Annotated in this window: 15 protein-coding genes; 9 read left to right on the plus strand and 6 right to left on the minus strand. The window is 66.3% G+C overall.

Features of this window, described 5'->3' with window-relative positions:
• Positions 1-4: 4 nt before the first annotated feature.
• From CEY05_RS12965 to CEY05_RS13005, 9 genes are all read left to right on the plus strand, one after another.
• A complete protein-coding gene (locus CEY05_RS12965) occupies positions 5-1,252 on the plus strand; it encodes an O-antigen ligase (protein WP_088599197.1) in 1,248 nt (415 codons plus the stop codon).
• 202 nt (positions 1,253-1,454) lie between these two features.
• Positions 1,455-2,495 carry a TRAP transporter substrate-binding protein gene (locus tag CEY05_RS12970; RefSeq protein ID WP_088598753.1) on the plus strand — a complete coding sequence of 347 codons (1,041 nt, stop codon included), beginning with the start codon at positions 1,455-1,457 and terminating at the stop codon, positions 2,493-2,495.
• Positions 2,496-2,628: 133 nt separating this feature from the next.
• Positions 2,629-4,467 carry a TRAP transporter large permease subunit gene (locus CEY05_RS12975; protein WP_088599198.1) on the plus strand — a complete coding sequence of 613 codons (1,839 nt, stop codon included), beginning with the start codon at positions 2,629-2,631 and terminating at the stop codon, positions 4,465-4,467.
• Positions 4,468-4,539: 72 nt separating this feature from the next.
• Positions 4,540-5,625 carry a LacI family DNA-binding transcriptional regulator gene (locus CEY05_RS12980; RefSeq protein ID WP_088598754.1) on the plus strand — a complete coding sequence of 362 codons (1,086 nt, stop codon included), beginning with the start codon at positions 4,540-4,542 and terminating at the stop codon, positions 5,623-5,625.
• The gene (locus CEY05_RS12985; protein ID WP_088598755.1) at positions 5,622-6,617 is read left to right on the plus strand and encodes an NAD(P)-dependent oxidoreductase; all 996 of its coding nucleotides are present in this window, start codon (positions 5,622-5,624) and stop codon (positions 6,615-6,617) included. The genes CEY05_RS12980 and CEY05_RS12985 overlap by 4 nt, the downstream gene beginning before the upstream one ends.
• Before the next feature lie 24 nt (positions 6,618-6,641).
• On the plus strand, positions 6,642-7,472 hold the full coding sequence (locus CEY05_RS12990) for an amidohydrolase family protein (RefSeq protein WP_088598756.1): 831 nt from the start codon (positions 6,642-6,644) through the stop codon (positions 7,470-7,472).
• A gap of 271 nt (positions 7,473-7,743) precedes the next feature.
• A complete protein-coding gene (locus CEY05_RS12995) occupies positions 7,744-8,643 on the plus strand; it encodes an NAD(P)-dependent oxidoreductase (RefSeq protein WP_088598757.1) in 900 nt (299 codons plus the stop codon).
• A gap of 198 nt (positions 8,644-8,841) precedes the next feature.
• A complete protein-coding gene (locus tag CEY05_RS13000; protein WP_088598758.1) occupies positions 8,842-9,819 on the plus strand; it encodes a tripartite tricarboxylate transporter substrate binding protein in 978 nt (325 codons plus the stop codon).
• A 116-nt stretch (positions 9,820-9,935) separates the two neighbouring features.
• Entirely contained in the window at positions 9,936-10,607 is a 672-nt protein-coding gene (locus tag CEY05_RS13005; protein ID WP_088598759.1) for an RraA family protein, read from the plus strand.
• A gap of 262 nt (positions 10,608-10,869) precedes the next feature.
• Here CEY05_RS13005 and CEY05_RS13010 read toward each other — a convergent pair whose 3' ends face one another.
• The 6 genes from CEY05_RS13010 to CEY05_RS13035 form a co-directional block, all read right to left on the minus strand.
• Positions 10,870-11,538 (minus strand): GntR family transcriptional regulator, encoded by a 669-nt coding sequence (locus CEY05_RS13010; protein ID WP_088598760.1) that lies wholly within the window; start codon positions 11,536-11,538, stop codon positions 10,870-10,872.
• A 44-nt stretch (positions 11,539-11,582) separates the two neighbouring features.
• Positions 11,583-13,139, minus strand: a complete 1,557-nt coding sequence (locus CEY05_RS13015; protein WP_233161506.1) for an amidase — start codon at positions 13,137-13,139, stop codon at positions 11,583-11,585.
• 195 nt (positions 13,140-13,334) lie between these two features.
• Positions 13,335-14,351 carry an ABC transporter ATP-binding protein gene (locus CEY05_RS13020; RefSeq protein ID WP_088598761.1) on the minus strand — a complete coding sequence of 339 codons (1,017 nt, stop codon included), beginning with the start codon at positions 14,349-14,351 and terminating at the stop codon, positions 13,335-13,337.
• A complete protein-coding gene (locus CEY05_RS13025; protein ID WP_088598762.1) occupies positions 14,348-15,367 on the minus strand; it encodes an ABC transporter ATP-binding protein in 1,020 nt (339 codons plus the stop codon). The genes CEY05_RS13020 and CEY05_RS13025 overlap by 4 nt, the downstream gene beginning before the upstream one ends.
• Positions 15,368-15,376: 9 nt before the next feature.
• On the minus strand, positions 15,377-16,285 hold the full coding sequence (locus tag CEY05_RS13030) for an ABC transporter permease (protein WP_088598763.1): 909 nt from the start codon (positions 16,283-16,285) through the stop codon (positions 15,377-15,379).
• A 23-nt stretch (positions 16,286-16,308) separates the two neighbouring features.
• Positions 16,309-17,244: an ABC transporter permease gene (locus CEY05_RS13035; RefSeq protein WP_088598764.1), complete on the minus strand. Its 936-nt coding sequence runs from the start codon at positions 17,242-17,244 to the stop codon at positions 16,309-16,311.
• Positions 17,245-17,252: the final 8 nt, after the last annotated feature.

Below are 17,252 nucleotides of genomic sequence, written 5' to 3' on the forward strand. Positions count from 1 at the left end.
GAACATGCCCACCCGACATTATTTGCTCTGTGCCACCGTGCTGGCCCTCCTGGTTTGCGCCGCGGCCCTGGTCAGCGCAGCCGCCGGTCCCGTGCTGCTCTATCTGACCGCGTTGCTGGGCCTTATCGCCATGGCCATCAATGTGCGCAGCGGACGGGAGTCCTTCCAGGTCGGCACGCCCCTGGTGGTGGCCATGTGCGCCCCCTTGGCCGTGATGCTGGCAAGCAGCGTGGTGCATGGCCAGTGGAGCGCGTCGGAGTTCGAGAAGCTGTCACGCTTTGCCTTGGCGCTACCCGTCGCCTGGTTGTTGCTGCGCGCCGAACGGCGCTGGTTGCGCTACATCCAATGGGCCTTCCTGTTCAGCGCCTATGCCGGCTCGCTGATGTTGATCGTCATCGTGTCGACCAACGAACTGGGCCGGATGGCGGTATCGGAATACGGCGGCCGCTATAACGCCGTGGCATTCGCCGACCTGACGCTGTTCTTCGGCTTCGCGGCGACCATGACGATGCCGTGGAGCAGCTCGCCCTGGCCGCGCCTGGAAAATGCCTTGAAAGCCGCCGCCAGTCCCATTGCCATTTACGCGGTGTGGCTGTCGCAGACTCGCAGCAGCTGGGTGCTGGTAGGCGTGTTGGCGCTGGTCATCTTCCTGGGCAACAGCCACTGGAGCCGGCGCGCGAAGGCAGGTTTCACAGTAGTGGCGCTGGCCGTCGTGATGACCGGCATGGCCATATCCTGGTATTCGGCCAGCAGCCGCATGAGCGCCGCGTGGTCCGATGTACAGCGCTTTGAACACCAGGATCGCGACACCTCGGTAGGCATCCGCCTGCAGCTGTGGCACGCATCATGGCTGATGTTCAAGCAGAGCCCCCTGCTTGGGGTGTATCCGAGCAATTTCCGTGCGGAACTGGTGCGGCTGGAACAGCGCGGGGTCGTCACGCCCACCGTCGTCGAAGGCTACGGCGAACCGCACAATGACTTCCTCAACGCCCTGGCGGGCTACGGCCTGCTGGGCTTGTTGACGGTCTGCGCGCTTTACTTCATACCGGCCTGGCTGTTCCTGCGACGGCTGCGCCACCCGGACGAGTCGGTCCGTACGGCGGCGCGCATCGGCCTGCTCTTCACCTTGGGCTACGCCTGTTTCAGCCTGACGGAAATGATGTTCCGCAATATGCGCAGCGTGCCTATCTACGGTGTCACGCTGGTGGTCCTGTACGCCCTGGCGTATCCGCGACCGGCGCGGATAAGCTGACGCGCACCCTACAGGTTTTCCCCTACTTCTCGCGTATTGCTAAACGGCGGACGAATCCGTAGGATTCGTAAACCGATTTAGTAAACCGATTTACAAGACTTGCTCTTGCAGGCCCATCTTCCAGGCCTGACGGCGCTGAATCGCGTAATACCGGCCATCAAGGACCGGAAAAAGATAACGACAACATTCAGGAGACAAAGCCATGAGGCTGACCCCGCCCCCGGCGCGCCCGTCGCGTCGCGCTTTCTTGCAGACTGCCGCCGCCGGCGCGGCCGCCCTCGCGGCGCCCAACATCATGGCGGCACCCGCCGCCGTGGCACTGCGTTGCTCGTCCTCGCAGCCCGCCGACCAGAGTGCCGCGCAATTCATCTGGTACGACCGTTTCGCCGCCAACCTGAAGCAGGCGGTCGGCGATCGCATCCGCGTCGACTTCTTCCCCAACGGCCAGTTGGGCAAGGAAGCCGACGTGGTGCAGCAGGTGCGCCTGGGCTCGGTCGACATGATGATCACCGGCAGCTCCATCTGGGCCACCGCCCTGCCGGAACTGGCCTTGCTGGACATGGGCTTCCTGTTCGACAGCTGGGACCACGTCAACAAGTCCGTCGATGCGGGCGTCGGCGCGCAGTTCGACAAACTGCTGCAGGAACGCACGGGCTGCACGTTCCTGGGCTGGGGCAACCATTTCAATGCCCGCAGCGTGTACACCAAGAAACCGGTGCTGCGCGAAGCCGACTTGAAGAACGTCAAGCTGCGGGTGCTGCCCACGCCCATCTTCGTCGAGACGTTCAAGCTGATGGGCGCCATCCCCACGCCCATTCCGGTCAACGAACTCTACACCGCGGTGCAGACCGGCGTGGTCGATGGCTTCGAGCATGATGCCGCCACCGTGCTCTCCAGCAAGTTCAACGAGGTGGTCAGCAACTGCTGGCTGACCAATCACCTGTTCAGCCCCTCCATCACCGCCATCGGCAAGCGTGGCCTGGCCAAGGTACCGAAGGACCTGCTGCCGGCTTTCCACCAGGCCGCCAAGGACGCCGACAACTTCCAGCGCCAGGCCTCGGGCACCAAGGGCAAGGACGCCCTGGCAGCCCTGGAAAAAGCCGGCATCGCTTTCCATCCCATGGACCCCGCCGAGCGCCAGAGCATCCGCCACACCATGGAAAGCAAGCTGTGGCCCACGGTGACCGCGCAGTATCCGGTGACCAAGCCCATGCTGGACATCATCAACGCCCAGCGCGGGTAAAGCACCCGCCGCGCCCCGGCAAGGAGATGGAGACATGAGTTCACAGGTTCTGCAAAGCACCGCCGGGGCCGAGGCCCCGGCGGCGGCGGCCCCGATCGAAGCCTCCGCGCACGGGGCCCCCCATGGCGCGGCGATGCCGGCGGCGTATCCCTTGCTGGGACGCCTGTGCACGGTGATCGAATACTTCTGTGCGGCGGTGCTGGCCGCCGATGTGGCGGTGGTGTTCGTGTCCGTCATCCTGCGCTACTTCCTGCACAGCCCGGTGGACTGGGCCGAGGAAATCGCCCGCAGCCTGATGGCAACGCTGGTCTTCCTGGGCGGTGCCACCGTGCTCACGCGCCGCCAGCACGTGGGCATCGAAGTCTTCCGCGGCCTGCTCCCGCGTGCCTGGCGCGAGCCGGCTATCCAGTTGGGCGGCTGGACCGTGGCGGGGGTGGCGGCGGCCCTGCTGTATTCGTCCGCGTTGCTGCTGGAAGATTCGGTCAACGTCACCACCCCCATCGGCACGCCGCAATGGCTCAACGTCTTGCCGGTCTGCGTCGGCGCGCTGTTCATGACCGTGGCCGGTATCGCCAACGCCGTCAGCGGCGCCACCCGTACCACCTGGGCCACGCTGGCCGGCGCGGTCGCCCTGTGCCTGGCCGTCTGGGGCTGGAACAGCTTCGGCCCGGAAGCCTGGGCCATCCAGCCGTGGCTGCTGTTGACCGTGGCCTTCCTGGCCAGCCTGGTCATGGGCATCCCCATCGCTTTCGTGCTGGCGCTGTCTTCGCTGGTCTACTTCCTGGCGGAACCCAGCCTGCCCATGATCATCTACTCGCAGCAGGTGATGGCAGGCATGGATCACTTCGTGCTGCTGGCCATTCCCTTCTTCGTGCTGGCCGGCCTGATCATGGAAGCCAACGGCATGTCGTCGCGGCTGATCGAATTGCTGGTGCGCATGTTCGGCCGCGTGCGTGGCTCGATGAACCTGATCTCCATCCTGGCCACCGCGTTCTTCTCCGGCGTATCCGGCTCCAAGCTGGCCGACATCGCCGCGGTGGGCGGCATCGTGGTGCCGGCCGTGCGCCGGACCAAACAGGATCCCAATGAAACCGCCGCCGTGCTGGCGGCGTCGGCGGTGATGGCGGAAACCATTCCGCCCTGCGTCAACCTGATCATCATGGGCTTCGTCGCCAACATCTCCATCGGCGGCCTGTTCCTGGCGGGCCTGGTGCCCGCGGCCGTGCTGGCCGCCGGGCTGTGCGCGCTGGCCATCATCTTCGGCCGCAAGATCGATCCGCACCAGGCCTTTCCGCAGCGCATGGCCTTGCCCAAGCTGCTGGGCGGCGCGCTGATCGCCTTGATCATGGTGGGCATGATAGGCAAGGGCGTGACGTCGGGCATCGCCACTTCCACGGAAGTGTCCGCCTTCGCCGTGGTGTATGCGTTGCTGGCCGGCGGCATCGCTTTCCGCGAACTGACCCTGGGCTCCATCGTCCGCCTGTTCGTGAAATCGGCGTCCATGGCCGGCGGCATCCTGTTCATCATCGCCGCGGCATCCAGCGTGGCCTTTGCCCTGACGGTGCAGCAACTGCCGATGTTCCTTTCCGAAACCATGACCACGCTGGCCCATGACTACGGCAGCGTCGCCTTCGTGCTGGTGTCCGCAGCGCTGATGGTTGTCTTCGGTGCCATCCTGGAAGGTGCGCCGGCCTTGATCATCTTCGGCCCCCTGCTGACGCCCATCGCGCAGCAGGTCGGCGTCAACCCGCTGCATTTCGGCACGGTGGTGGTGATCGCCATGGGCCTGGGCCTGTTCGCGCCGCCCTTCGGCCTGGGCCTGTTCGCCACCTGCGCCATGACCGGCACGCGCGTCGAGCAAGTCGCCCGGCCCATGATCAAATACCTGGTACTGCTGGCGATCATGCTGGTGGTGCTGATCTTCGTGCCGGCTATCTCACTGTGGCTGCCGCGCCTGTTCAACATGGCCTGAGTCTGGTGAGCATGCCGGCATCCCCGTTCCTATGAATCCCCGCGGCAAGCGCGACACAACCCTTACCAGCTTATGACGACTATCCAGGATGTAGCAGCGCTGGCCGGCGTTTCGGTGAGTTCGGTGTCCAACGTGCTCAATGGCCGCACCGAAAGGCTGGGCCGCGAAACCTATCGGCGGGTGGAAGAAGCCATCCGCCAGTTGAACTACCGGCCCAACCTGGTGGCGCGCCAGCTCAAGACCGGCAATGCTCCCTTGCTGGGGCTGCTGGTGCCCTCCACGGCCAACCCCATGTTCGGGGAACTGGCGGTGCACGTGGAGAAGGCCGCCAGCGACCAGCATGGCTACCGCGTGCTGCTTGGCAACACGCATCGCGACCAGCAGCAGGAATCGCGCATGTTCGAAGACCTGCTGTCGCAGGGCGTGCGCGGCGTCATCCTGGCGTCCTCGCGCACCGATGAAGGCCACTTGAACAGCGCCATCGAACGCGGCCTGGCCGTGGTCAGTTATGACCGCGGCGGCAGCGGTGAACCGGACTCGCGCATCGATCACGTCTCGCCCGACAACATGAAGGCGGCCCGCCTGGCGGTGGAGCACCTGGTCGAACAGGGCCACCAGCGGCTGGCCCTGGTCACGCCCGACGTCAAGACCATCAGCCGGACGCTCAAGCGCGCGGGCTTTCTCGACGCGGTGCAGGCGGCCGGCCTGGCGGAGCAAGCCCAGGTCATCGAAGGCGCGACCAGTCCCGACTTCGGCGACTCGCATCTGGCGGATGTCGGCTATCACCTGGCCGAGCGCATCGCCGCCATGGCGCCACGGCCGACCGCCATCATCACCATCAACGACATGATGGCGCTGGGCCTGATGGCCGGCCTGCAGGCAGCGGGCCTGTCGGTGCCCAAGGACATCTCCGTCATCGGCATGGACAACCTGGTCATGTGCGCCTACGTCAATCCGCCGCTGACTTCGGTCGACATGCCCAGCGCCGACATGGCGCGCTGCATGGTCGACATGCTGATGCAGCGCCTGGCGCAGCCGGATGCCCCGGCGCGCGAGGTGCTGTTCCAACCCACGCTGGTGCGACGCGCTTCGGTGGCGCCGCCGCCGGCTGGCGCCGCAGGCGCCGCCCCCCGTATCACCAGGAAGAAGAAGGCATGACCACCATCTTGTTGACGCATTCGCCCTTGGCGCGCGAAAACTACTACGGCGAACCCGCGCTGCAGGCCCTGCGCGGCCTGGGCGAAGTACGCCTGAACCCGGGCGCGGACCCGGCCGATCCCGCCGACCTGATCCGCATGGCGCAGGGCTGTCAGATCATCGTGTCCAGCCGCCTGGCCGCGGCGCCGGCGCAGGTGTTCGACGCCTTGCCCGATCTGGTTGCCTTCTGCCGCGTGGCGGTGGACATCCGCAACATCGACGTCGCCGCCGCCAGCCGCCATGGAGTGCTGGTGACGCATGCCACGCCCGGCTTCGCCGCGTCGGTGGCGGAATGGATAGTCGGCGTCATGATCGATGCCGCGCGCGGCATCAGCCGGTCCGCCGCCGCCTACTGGCGGGGCGAGATGCCTGCCATCGCCATGGGCCGCGAGTTGCGCGGCGCCACGCTGGGCATCATCGGGCATGGCCATATCGGCGGCTATCTGGCGCCGCTGGCACGTGCCCTGGGCATGCGGGTGGTGATCGCCGATCCCAAGCCGGAACAGGATCCGGGAGACTTGCCGCGCCTGGAACTGGAACAGTTGCTGCTTGAATCGGACTATGTAGTGTGCCTGGCGCCGGCCAATCCGCAGACCGCCAACCTGATCGACGCTGATGCGCTGCGCCGCATGAAGCGCGATGCCATTTTCATCAATGCTTCGCGCGGCGAGCTGGTCGATGAAGAGGCCTTGCGGGTGGCGCTGGACGAAGGGTGGATCGCCGGCTGCGCCATGGATGTGGGGCGGGCGCAGGACCAGATGCCGACCGCCGCGCTGGCCGGTCATCCGCGGGTGATCGCCACGCCGCACATCGGGGGTCTGACGCCTGCCGCGTCCTTGCACCAGGCGATGGATACCGTGACGCAGGTCGGCGCCATCCTGCGCGGCGACGCGCCGCCGCATTCGGTGAATTTCGATAGCGCGACACGCCTGCAGCGCTTGCAGGCGGCATGAATTACGCTCAGCCAGGAAGCTCTCATGAAAAAGCCCGAACTCACGGCGCCCGTCGGCGCCTGCGATTGCCATATCCATATCTATGAACTGCAGCGTTATCCGCTGGCGTCGACCGCCACGTTCGGGCCGCCGCAGGCATCGTGGAACGACTACCTGCAAGTGCGCCAGGCGCTGGGCCTCGAACGCGCGGTCATCGTGCAGGCCACCGGCTACGGCTTCGACAACCGTTGCGCGCTGGAGGCCCTGGCCCTGTCGCAGGGGACGGCGCGCATGATCGCCACGCTGCGTGCGGATACGCCGCTCACTGAACTGCGTGCGCTGCATGAGGCGGGCGTGCGCGGGGTGCGCTTCATGATGATCCCCAATAGCGGTGGCGTGATGCAGTGGGAGGATCTGGAGCCCATGGCGGCGCGGATCGCCGAACTGGGTTGGGTCATCAACCTGCAGCTGGACGGGCGGGAACTGCCCGAGTACGAAAAACGCCTGGCGGCCCTGCCCTGCCAGGTCAGCCTCGATCACAATGGCAAATACCTGACGCCGGTGGCGCCCACCGATGCCAGTTTCCGTTCGCTATTGAACCTGCTGGAGCGGGGGCACGTGTGGGTCAAGCTGTCGGCTCCATACGAGACATCGCGCTCCGGCCCGCCGCATTACGACGACGTCAGCGCCCTGGCCAGCGCATTGGCGGCAGCGAATCCGGACCGCTGCCTGTGGGCCAGCAATTACCCGCATCCCGGGCGCACGGATCAGCCGGATAACGCAGCGATGCTGGACCTGCTGGCTCACTGGGTGCCATCGGAGGTAGACCGCCGCAAGGTCCTCACGGACAACCCGGCTCATTTGTACGGGTTTTGAATTTGGGGCAGGCGGGAGAGTCCTTTTCTTCTTTTCAAAAAAGAAGCGCGGCAAAAAAGGCAGGCCAAAGGCAAGGTGTCGCCCCGGGGACACCTGCTCCGCAGGAAGTGCAGCTTAAGCGATCCACGTTGTAGGCCAAAAAATGTACATATTTTGTACATCTGAGAGTAATCCTCCGGCGCCATTTACGGGAATACCCTAGGAATTCAGCGTTATCACCATCAGGTATAAATCGTCTTGTACTTTTTATGTATATCTACAAGGCGATGTGATGAAGATTGCGATTCTGGGTTGCGGTGAGGTCGGGCATTGTTACGCGCAGGCCTGGATGGCTGCGGGACATGACATCAGCGCGGTTTGCGAGCTGCGTCAGGACGCGGACATGCAGGCGCGTGTCCAGTCCTATGGCGCCACCCTGTACTCCACCCCCGGCCCCTGGCTGGCCGATGTCGACCTGGTCGTCTCCGCCGTGTTCGGCCACGCCGCCCTGCACGTCGCTGAGCAAGCCCTGCCGCATCTGCGCGCGGATGCACAACACGCGGCACAATACGCTGACTTCACCACCGCCAGCGCGGGTGACATGCGGGCGGCGGCCGAGGTCGCGGCGCGTCACGGGATCCCGTTCACCGACGTCGCCATCATGGGCGCCATCATCCTGCTGGGCGCGCGCACGCCCTTGCTGTGCGCGGGCACTGGCGCCGAAGCCGTGGCGCGCTTCGCGTGCGACAGTGGCGCCCCGGCGCGTGCCATCCCCGGCCAGGCCGGCGACGCCGTGCGCCTGAAGCTGCTGCGCAGCATCATGACCAAAGGCATGGAAAGCCTTACCGTCGAATGCCTGGTCGCGGCGGAAAGCATGGGCTTGCGCGATGCCCTCTACGAAGTGCTGTCCGATGTCGACCGCACCCCGCTGACAGCCTTCATGGATTCCTTCCTGCGCTCGCACGTGCTGCACGCGCAACGCCGCCTGGCGGAAGTGCAGGAAGCGCGCGACCAGTTGACCGACGCCGGCCTGCAGCCGCTGGTGCTCAATGGGGTCGAAAGCCTGTTCGCACGCACCTCCCAAGGCATCGCGGCCGCGCAAGCCGCGGCCGGCGGCAAGCCCCTGGACATCCCCGACACCGTGCCCGCGCGCCTGGCCTGGCTGACCACGCTGGCGCGCCAGCAGCAGTAATAGCAACCGCGGCAGTAACTGTAACCGCAGCAGTAATGGCAACCGCGATAGCATGCGGCAAAGCCCATGCTGCAGAGTGGCGGCACTGGCAATACCCCGGAAGGGCAGGCCGGCGACACCGGCCCCGCCTCTGACGGGATGCAAGACAGATCGCGCCCCCGATGTGATCACGAAAACAAAGCACTTGAGAGGAAGACAATGCAATTTCTGAAGAAACTGGCCGCCGCGACGGCGCTGAGCCTTTGCGCGCTGCCCGCGCTGACCGCCCAGGCCGCGGACCTGTCCGGCCCGCCCATCACCTTCATCTCCCCGTTCCCGCCCGGCGGCGGCACCGACATGCTGACCCGCATGGTCAGCAATGCCATCGGCCAGCACACCCACTGGAACATCGTGGTGGAGAACAAGCCCGGGGCCGGCGGCAACCTGGCCCTGGACGCGACCGCGCGGGCGCGGCCGGACGGCCGAACCCTGGTCATGGCGCAGACCGACAACATCGTGCTCAATCCCTGGCTCTATACCAAGCTGACCTATGACGTATTCAAGGACTTCCGCCCGGTCGGCCTGGCCGCGTCCTCGCCCAGCGTGTTCGTGGTGCTGCCTGAGTCGCCCTACAAGACCATCGCCGACGTGGTGAAGGATGCCAAGACCAAGCCCGGCGAGATCTCGCTGGGCATCCCGGGCATAGGCGGCAGCGGCGACCTGATCGGCCACCTGTGGGGCAAGGCCGCCGGCATGAAACTGATGCACGTGCCTTATCGCGGCTGGGGCCAGGCCTTCCCGGACCTGATGAGCGGCCGCATCGCCGTCTACACCGGTTCGGTCGCCACCCTCCTGCCGCAGATCCGCGGCGGCAAGGTGCGAGCGCTGGCTGTGGTGGCGAATACCCGCTCGCCCGCCCTGCCGGATGTACCCACCTTCGCGGAGAGCGGCTTCAAGACGATCGACCAGACGATCTGGTGGGGCTTGTTCGCGCCGGGCAAGACATCCGACGATGTGGTCGCCACGCTGAACACCGAATTGAACCGGGCGCTGACGCAGCCGGAGCTGGTGCAGAAACTGGAAGAAGCCGGCTATAGCGTGATGAAGGGCTCGCCCGACGACCTGGCCAAACAGTTGCGCGCCGACCATGACGTCTTCGGCAAGGCCGTGCAGGACGCCGGGATTCCCAAGCAATAGACATCATCCGCAGGGCCGCGCAGGGCAGGTATCCCCGAACGGCAGGCACCTTTCGCAAGCCCGTGCAGGGCCGGCATGGCCAGGCACGGTGTTCCCAGACCATACGGAGCTTCATCATGATCGGATTCGCCATCAATCCACGCCAACGCGCCGTCAGCGCCGACGCCGTCGAGCGCTTTCGCGCCATTCCCGTTGCCAACGTCAGCGACTGCATGTCGCGCATGAGCGCCGGCGGCGCGCGCTTGCGTCCCATGCACAATGGCGCGCCCATGGCCGGGCCGGCGTTGACGGTGCGCTGCCGGCCCGGTGACAACCTGCTGGTGCACAAGGCGCTGGACCTGGCCGCGCCCGGCGACGTCATCGTGGTCGATGCCGGCGGCGACCTGACCAATGCCATCATCGGCGAGATCATGGCGGCCTATGCGGAAACGCGCGGCGTGGCGGGCATCGTGATCAACGGCGCCATCCGTGATGCCGGAACGCTGCGGCAGGGATCGTTGCCGGTCTATGCGGCTGGTGTCACGCACCGGGGGCCTTACAAGGATGGCCCCGGCGTCATCAACGGCACTATCGCGCTGGACGGCATGACCATCGAACCGGGCGACCTGATCCTGGGCGATGACGATGGCCTGCTGTGCGTGCCTTACGACCAGGTGGAAGCGCTTTACCAGGCATCCAGCGCCAAGCACAAGGCGGAACTGGAAATGCTGGCGCAGATAGCGGCCGGCAAGCTCGACACATCCTGGATCGACGCCCGCCTGGCCGCGCAGGGGTGCAAGTTGAAGTAAGCCGGAATGATCGCGGCTACAGGCCTTTGCGGCTGCCGCAGGGCGAAGCCATGGACAAAGTCCAGAGGGAAAAGGGGAGAAAAAATTTCTCCCCTTTTTTCTTTCCGGATCCTGCCCCCGAACGCAGCCCGCGCCGACCGCCACGATGAATCCAGGCGTGGCTGCAAGGGCGATAGCCGAAAAGGGGGGCGATGGGGGGCTCCCCCAATATTAAAAAAATCCTCTGTTTGAGCGAAGGCCAGGCTCGCCGGCGTCCGCCGTCTCAGCCCGCTTCGTCAACCTGCCGGTTCACCTTGCGTTGTCCGCGAAACAGCAGATGGGTCGCGGACAGGTGGAAGCGCATGGCGGTTTCGGCATGCGCTGCATCGCCGGCCCGCAAGGCGGCGATGATGTCGCGATGATGCTCCACGCTGCGCAGCATGTCCTCGCGGCTGTAGAAATAGAAAGAACCGATGATGATGGGCAGGTCCAGCAGACTGTCCACCAGCGAACGCACGCGCGCCGATTGCGCGGCCGCCAGCAAGGCATGATGGAAGCGGTTGTTGAGCTTCTGCACCTGGTCGACATGGTCGGCGTCATCCGACTCGGCGGCGTCCTTCATCCCTTGGTTGATGACTTCCAGCTCGTCGATCTGCGCCGGTGTCGCGCGTTGCGCGGCTACCCGCGCGGCGTAAGGTTCCAGCAGCAATCTCAGCTCGAATGCCTCGTCGATGTCGCGGTCCAGCCAGCCCAGCACTACCGTCCCGCGCCGGCCGTCGCGCTTGACCAGGCCGTCGGCCTCCAGGCGTTCGATGGCCTGGCGCACGGGGGTGCGGCTGACATCCAGTTCCTGCGCGATACGTTCTTCGCGCAGCTTTTCGCCGGGCAGGAAAGCGCCGGCCATCAGGCGGCGGCGTAACTCCCCATAAACCAGGTCACGGGCGCTGGGCATCGTTGATAGAGGAAGGCGTTGCAGAGCAGCCGACTATACCCTTTCTATTCGGATGGGCCACTGGCGCGAAGGTCGGCCTGGCCTTCAACGGGCATCGACGCCGCATCGTCGGCATCCGGGCCATCCAGCACAGGCTCGAACCGAGCCCCCATCGACTGCTCGAAGGCATACGCCAGCCCAAGCAGGCGCGCTTCGTCATGCGGCGCGCCCATGAAGGACACGCCGATGGGTACGCCCGCCCGCGCCCTGCCCGCCGGCACACTGATCTCCGGCAAGCCGGCCGCGCTGGCGACATACAAGGCCGCATACGGATTGCCGGGATGCTCCACATACGTCGGATCGGGCCGGTCATGGCGCGGCGACGCCGGGCACGACAGCGTGGGAAACACCAGGGCCGCCAGATCGTCCTGCCGCATCCGATGCGTCAGCGCCGAACGAAACCCCGCCAGTGACGCCTGCGCCTGCGCCCGCTGCGCCGCCGTCTGCTCACGCGCGGCTTGCAAGGCCCGCTCCATGCCCGCCAGCGTGCGCGGATTCACCGTGTGCGTGGGGCAGGCCGCCGACCACGCCGTCCCGGCATCGAGCAATTGCGCCATGTTGGCCGGCGCCGCGCCTATGCTCTTCTTCAGATAATCATCCAGCTGCGCGGGCCATTCAGCCTCCGCCACCGGCGCCAGCAAAACGGGATGCAGCGTGGTCGCGGGCGCGGGCAGGCGCACCGGCACCAGCGTGGCGCCCAGGTCACGCAAGCGGTCCAGGGCCTGCCGCAGCACCGCCCGGACCTCGGCATCCTCGCCCTGGAAGTCCGTGACCACCCCGATGCGCTGGCCCTGCAAGGCCTCTACATCCAAGGCACGCAGATACTCATCGCGCTCACCGCCCGGCACCGCGCACACCATCCCCCGCAACAGCAAGGCCGCGTCGTGCACGCAACGCGCCAGCGGCCCCACCGTGTCGAAGGACAAGGCCAGCGGCAAGATGCCATCGACCGGAACCAGGCCCAGGGTGGGCCGCAAGCCCACCAGCCCCGCCACGCAGGCTGGCGCGCGCACCGATCCGAAGGTGTCGGTGCCCAGGGCCGCGGCCGCGAATCCCGCCGCCACGGCCGCGCCGCTGCCGCTGCTGGAACCGGCGGCATTGCGCGCGCGGTTGTAGGGATTGAGCGTCAGCCCCGCCAGCGAGCCATAGCCGTAGCGCCCATTGGAGCAGGCGAATTCCGACATATTGGTCTTGCCCAGCACGACGACGCCGGCCTGGCGCAGGCGTCGCACCACCCGCGCATCGCGCGCCGGCTGGTGTTCGCGCAATAGCGCCGAACCCGCCGTGGTCGGCAGCCCGGCCAGATCGATGTTGTCCTTCACGACGATAGGGATGCCGTGCAAGGGCCCGCGCACCAGGCCATTGGCCCGTTCCTGGTCCAGCTGGCGGGCCTGCGCCAGCGCGCCGTCGAGCAGCCAGGTCATGGCATTGATCGCGGCCCCCTGCTTGTCGTGCGCGGCAATACGCCGCAGGCAGGCTTCGACCAGTTGCTGAGACGTAATCTCGCCGCGGCCCAGGGCGGCGCCCAATTCAAAAATGTTCTGGCTCAGCGGGTCGTGCACGGCGTCTCCTTGAATGCGCGCGCGTGTCGACAGACAGCGCGCTGCATTGCTTAACGGCACGGGATCAAGGCAATTAACGCAATGGACACGATATTTTCACGGCAGAGCAACGTTCATGTGCCTGGTACGGCGCAGCGCATCGTTGAATTCCACCATCCCTCCCCGTCCTTTACGCCCATCCACTGTTCCGCACCGTTATCGAAAATGGCACGCCACCCACTGGTTTGCGCCCGTGCCTGCGCCGTCAGCCGCCGCGCTGCCAGACCGTGGCGACAGCACCGGCCGCTCCCGTTTGCAGATGTCCTGCGCCAGCGGGCAGCGCGTGTGGAAGCGGCAGCCGCTGGGCGGATTGGCCGGGCTGGGCGGATCGCCCCGCAGCAGTATGCGCTGGCTGCGCACATGCGGATTCGGCACCGGCACCGCCGACAGCAGGATTTCCGTATACGGATGGCGCGGCTGCGCGAACAGCGTCTGGCGATCCGCCAGTTCGACCACCTGGCCCAGGTACATCACCGCCACGCGATGGCTGATGTGGCGCACCACCGCCAGGTCGTGCGCCACGAACAGATAGGCGATGCCGAATTCCTGCTGCAGATCGGTCAGCAGATTGATCACCTGCGCCTGCACCGACACATCCAGGGCCGACACCGGCTCGTCGCACACGATCAGCTTGGGCTGCAGCGCCAGGGCGCGCGCAATGCCCAGCCGCTGGCGCTGCCCGCCCGAGAATTCGTGCGGGAATTTCTTCATGGCCTCCGGCCGCAAGCCCACCTTGGAGAACAGCCAGGCCACCCGTTCGGCGCGTTCCCGCGCGCTTTGTCCTTGTCCTTGCCCCCCGCTGAAATTGCGCATGGGCTCGGCCACGATGGCCCCGGCGGTCATGCGCGGATTGAGCGAAGCGTAGGGATCCTGGAAGATGATCTGCATGTCGCGCCGACGCTCGCGCATCGCCGCGCCATCCAGCTTGGCGATGTCTTCGCCGTCCAGCTTTACCGATCCCGAGGTCGGCTCTATCAGGCGCAAGATCGACTTGCCGGTGGTGGTCTTGCCGCAACCGGACTCTCCCACCAGGGCCAGGGTTTCGCCCCGCTCGACGTCGAAGGACACGCCATCCACCGCCTGTATGGTGGGGCGCTTGCGGCCCAACCAGCTGGACGCCCCCGCGTAATGCTTGACCAGGTCGCGCACCTGCAGCAAAGGAACTCCACTCATGCCGTCACCCCTTCGATGCTGTCCGCACCCACCCGTTCCGCCTCGAAACACGCCACCACGTGATCGCCGCCCAAGCCGCGCAAAGCCGGCGTCTCGCGGCGGCAGCGCTCGGTGGCGTAGGTACAGCGCGGCGCGAAACTGCAACCCGCGCCCAGCTGCGTCAACGGCGGCACCATGCCGGGAATCTCCGTCAACCGTCCCGCGCTGTTCATCGACGGCATCGATGCCATCAGCGCGCGGGTATACGGATGCAGCGGACGATCGAACAGATCCGCCACGGCCGCTTCCTCCACCTTGCGCCCGGCATACATCACCACCACGCGCTGGCAGGACTCGGCGACCACGCCCAGATCATGCGTAATCATGACGATGCCCATCCCCAGCTTCTCCTGCAGGCCGCGCAGCAAGTCCAGGATCTGGGCCTGGATGGTCACATCCAGCGCGGTGGTCGGCTCGTCGGCGATCAGCACCTCCGGATTGCAGGCCAGCGCCAGCGCGATCATCACGCGTTGGCGCATGCCGCCGGACAGCTGGTGCGGATACTCCAGGACGCGGCGCTGCGGTTCGGCAATCTGCACCAGGCGCAGCATTTCCGTGGCGCGCGCCATGGCTTCGCGCTTGCCCACCTTCTGATGCACCATGACCGTCTCGGCGATCTGCCGGCCCACGGTCAACACCGGATTCAGCGAAGTCATCGGCTCCTGGAAGATCATGGAGATGCGGTTGCCGCGAATGGCGCGCATCTGCTTCTCGGTCAGCGCCAGCAGGTTGCTGCCGCGGTAGCGCACCTCGCCGCTGGCGAAGCGCGCCGGCGGCATGGCCAGCAGGCGCATGATGGACAGCGCGGTGACGCTCTTGCCACAGCCCGATTCGCCCACCACGCCCAGGGTCTCGCCGGCGCGCACCTGGTAGGACACGCCATTGACGGATTTCACCGTGCCGGCCACGGTATCGAACCAGGTCGACAGATTGTCCACTTCCAGCAGGACCGGCGCGGACGACAGATCTGCAGTCATGTCCCCCCCTTACAGTTGATTGGCCAGGCGCGGATCGAGCGCATCGCGCAGGCCGTCGCCGATCATATTGATCGCCAGCACGGTCAAGGCCAGCAGCATGCCCGGGAACAGGATGACCGTGAAGGCCACCGCCACGAAGTTGCGGCCGTCGGCCATCATATTGCCCCAGCTCGGCACCTGGGCCGGCACGCCCACGCCCAGGAAGGACAGCACCGCTTCGGTCAGCACCGCGGTAGCGGCGATGAAAGTGGCCTGCACGATCAGCGGCGTGACGATATTGGGCAGGATATGCCGTACCAGAATTACCGGCAGGCGCGTGCCGATGGCATGGGCCGCCTCGACGAACAGCTGTTCGCGCAGGGTCAGTGCCAGCGAGCGCACCAGCCGCACCACACGCGGCACCTGCGGAATGGTGATGGCCAGGATGACGGTCGACAGGCTGGCACGGATCACCGCCATCAGCGCGATGGCCAGCAGGATGTCCGGAATCGCCATCAAGCCGTCCATGATGCGCATGATCAAGGAATCGGCCCAGCGCACGAAGCCGGCCGCCAGCCCCAGCGCCACGCCCAGCGCGGTGGCCAGCAGCGCCACCGAGATCGCCACCACCAGCGACACGCGGCCGCCCCACACGGCGCGACTGAACACATCGCGGCCCAGCGCGTCGGTGCCGAAATAATGCTCGGCCGACGGTGGCTTCAGGCGCTGCAAGGGATTGATGGAGGTGGGATTGTGGGTGGCGATCCACGGCGCCGCCAGGGCCAGCACCGCGATGGCGACGAGCAGCACCAGACCGAGGATCAGGGTCGGGTGCTTGCGCAGCCAGCGCCAGCGCAGGGAGGGCGGCGCCTCCAGCGCGGCGCCGGCGCCAACGTCCACGGCACCCGCCGCGGTGTTGCCGGCAGAAGTTTCAGGCATTTCGATTTCCCCCTGGGGCCGCATCAATAGCGGATGCGTGGATCGAACAGGCGGTAGCTCAGGTCGATCAGCAGGTTGATCAGTACATAGGTGGCGGCCGACAGCAGCAGCACGCTCTGGATGACCGGGTAGTCGTGGTGCTGCACCGAATCGATCACCAGCCGGCCGATACCGGGTATGGCGAACACGGTTTCCGTCACCACCACGCCGCCGATCAGCAAGGCAATGCCCACGCCGACCGTGGTGGCGATGGGTATCGCCGCATTGCGCAGCGCATGGCCCAGCACCGGCAGCACCGCCAGGCCCTTGGCGCGGGCGGTACGGATGTAGTCCTCATGCAGCACTTCCAGCACGGTGGCGCGCGTCATGCGCGTGATCAGCGCGATATACACCAGCGCCAGGTTCACACAGGGCAGGATCAGGTTGCGCAGCCACGGCCACAGTCCGCTGGACAGGCGCGTATAGCCCTGTACCGGCAGCCAGTGCAGCTGTACGGCGAAGCCGTAGATCAACAGATAGCCGACCAGGAACACCGGCACCGAAAACGCCAGCACCGCGAAGATCATCACCAGGCGATCGATCCAGCTGCCCGCCTTGTACGCCGCCAGCACGCCCATGGGGATGGCCACCAGGATGGACACGCCCATGGTCAGCAGCGCGATCGACAAGGTGGGCTCCAGCCGCTGCGCCAGCAGCCGGGAAACGGGCACCTGGGTGAACAGGGACGTACCCAGGTCGCCTTGCAGCAGCCGGCCCGCCCACAGGAAGAACTGCTGCCACAGCGGCTGGTCCAGGCCCAGCGCCGTATGCAGGCGCTGGATATCCTCGGCGGTGGCCAGGTCACCGGCGATCAGGGCCGCCGGGTCGCCAGGCGACAGATGTATGAGCAGGAAGACGATCACCGCCACCACCGCCATGACCGGCAGCGTGGCAAGGATGCGCCGAATGACATAAGCCATGCGAACTC

This window comes from Achromobacter sp. HZ34 (assembly GCF_002209485.1).
Lineage (GTDB): Bacteria > Pseudomonadota > Gammaproteobacteria > Burkholderiales > Burkholderiaceae_B > Bordetella_C.

What these genes read in the sequence shown, in the direction of transcription:
- CEY05_RS12965 (WP_088599197.1), top strand. Translation starts at nt 5, where the DNA reads ATGCCCACCCGACATTATTTGCTCTGTGCCACCGTGCTGGCCCTCCTG.
- CEY05_RS12970 (WP_088598753.1), top strand. Translation starts at nt 1,455, where the DNA reads ATGAGGCTGACCCCGCCCCCGGCGCGCCCGTCGCGTCGCGCTTTCTTG.
- CEY05_RS12975 (WP_088599198.1), top strand. Translation starts at nt 2,629, where the DNA reads ATGCCGGCGGCGTATCCCTTGCTGGGACGCCTGTGCACGGTGATCGAA.
- CEY05_RS12980 (WP_088598754.1), top strand. Translation starts at nt 4,540, where the DNA reads ATGACGACTATCCAGGATGTAGCAGCGCTGGCCGGCGTTTCGGTGAGT.
- CEY05_RS12985 (WP_088598755.1), top strand. Translation starts at nt 5,622, where the DNA reads ATGACCACCATCTTGTTGACGCATTCGCCCTTGGCGCGCGAAAACTAC.
- CEY05_RS12990 (WP_088598756.1), top strand. Translation starts at nt 6,642, where the DNA reads ATGAAAAAGCCCGAACTCACGGCGCCCGTCGGCGCCTGCGATTGCCAT.
- CEY05_RS12995 (WP_088598757.1), top strand. Translation starts at nt 7,744, where the DNA reads ATGAAGATTGCGATTCTGGGTTGCGGTGAGGTCGGGCATTGTTACGCG.
- CEY05_RS13000 (WP_088598758.1), top strand. Translation starts at nt 8,842, where the DNA reads ATGCAATTTCTGAAGAAACTGGCCGCCGCGACGGCGCTGAGCCTTTGC.
- CEY05_RS13005 (WP_088598759.1), top strand. Translation starts at nt 9,936, where the DNA reads ATGATCGGATTCGCCATCAATCCACGCCAACGCGCCGTCAGCGCCGAC.
- CEY05_RS13010 (WP_088598760.1), bottom strand. Translation starts at nt 11,538, where the DNA reads ATGCCCAGCGCCCGTGACCTGGTTTATGGGGAGTTACGCCGCCGCCTG.
- CEY05_RS13020 (WP_088598761.1), bottom strand. Translation starts at nt 14,351, where the DNA reads ATGAGTGGAGTTCCTTTGCTGCAGGTGCGCGACCTGGTCAAGCATTAC.
- CEY05_RS13025 (WP_088598762.1), bottom strand. Translation starts at nt 15,367, where the DNA reads ATGACTGCAGATCTGTCGTCCGCGCCGGTCCTGCTGGAAGTGGACAAT.
- CEY05_RS13030 (WP_088598763.1), bottom strand. Translation starts at nt 16,285, where the DNA reads ATGCCTGAAACTTCTGCCGGCAACACCGCGGCGGGTGCCGTGGACGTT.
- CEY05_RS13035 (WP_088598764.1), bottom strand. Translation starts at nt 17,244, where the DNA reads ATGGCTTATGTCATTCGGCGCATCCTTGCCACGCTGCCGGTCATGGCG.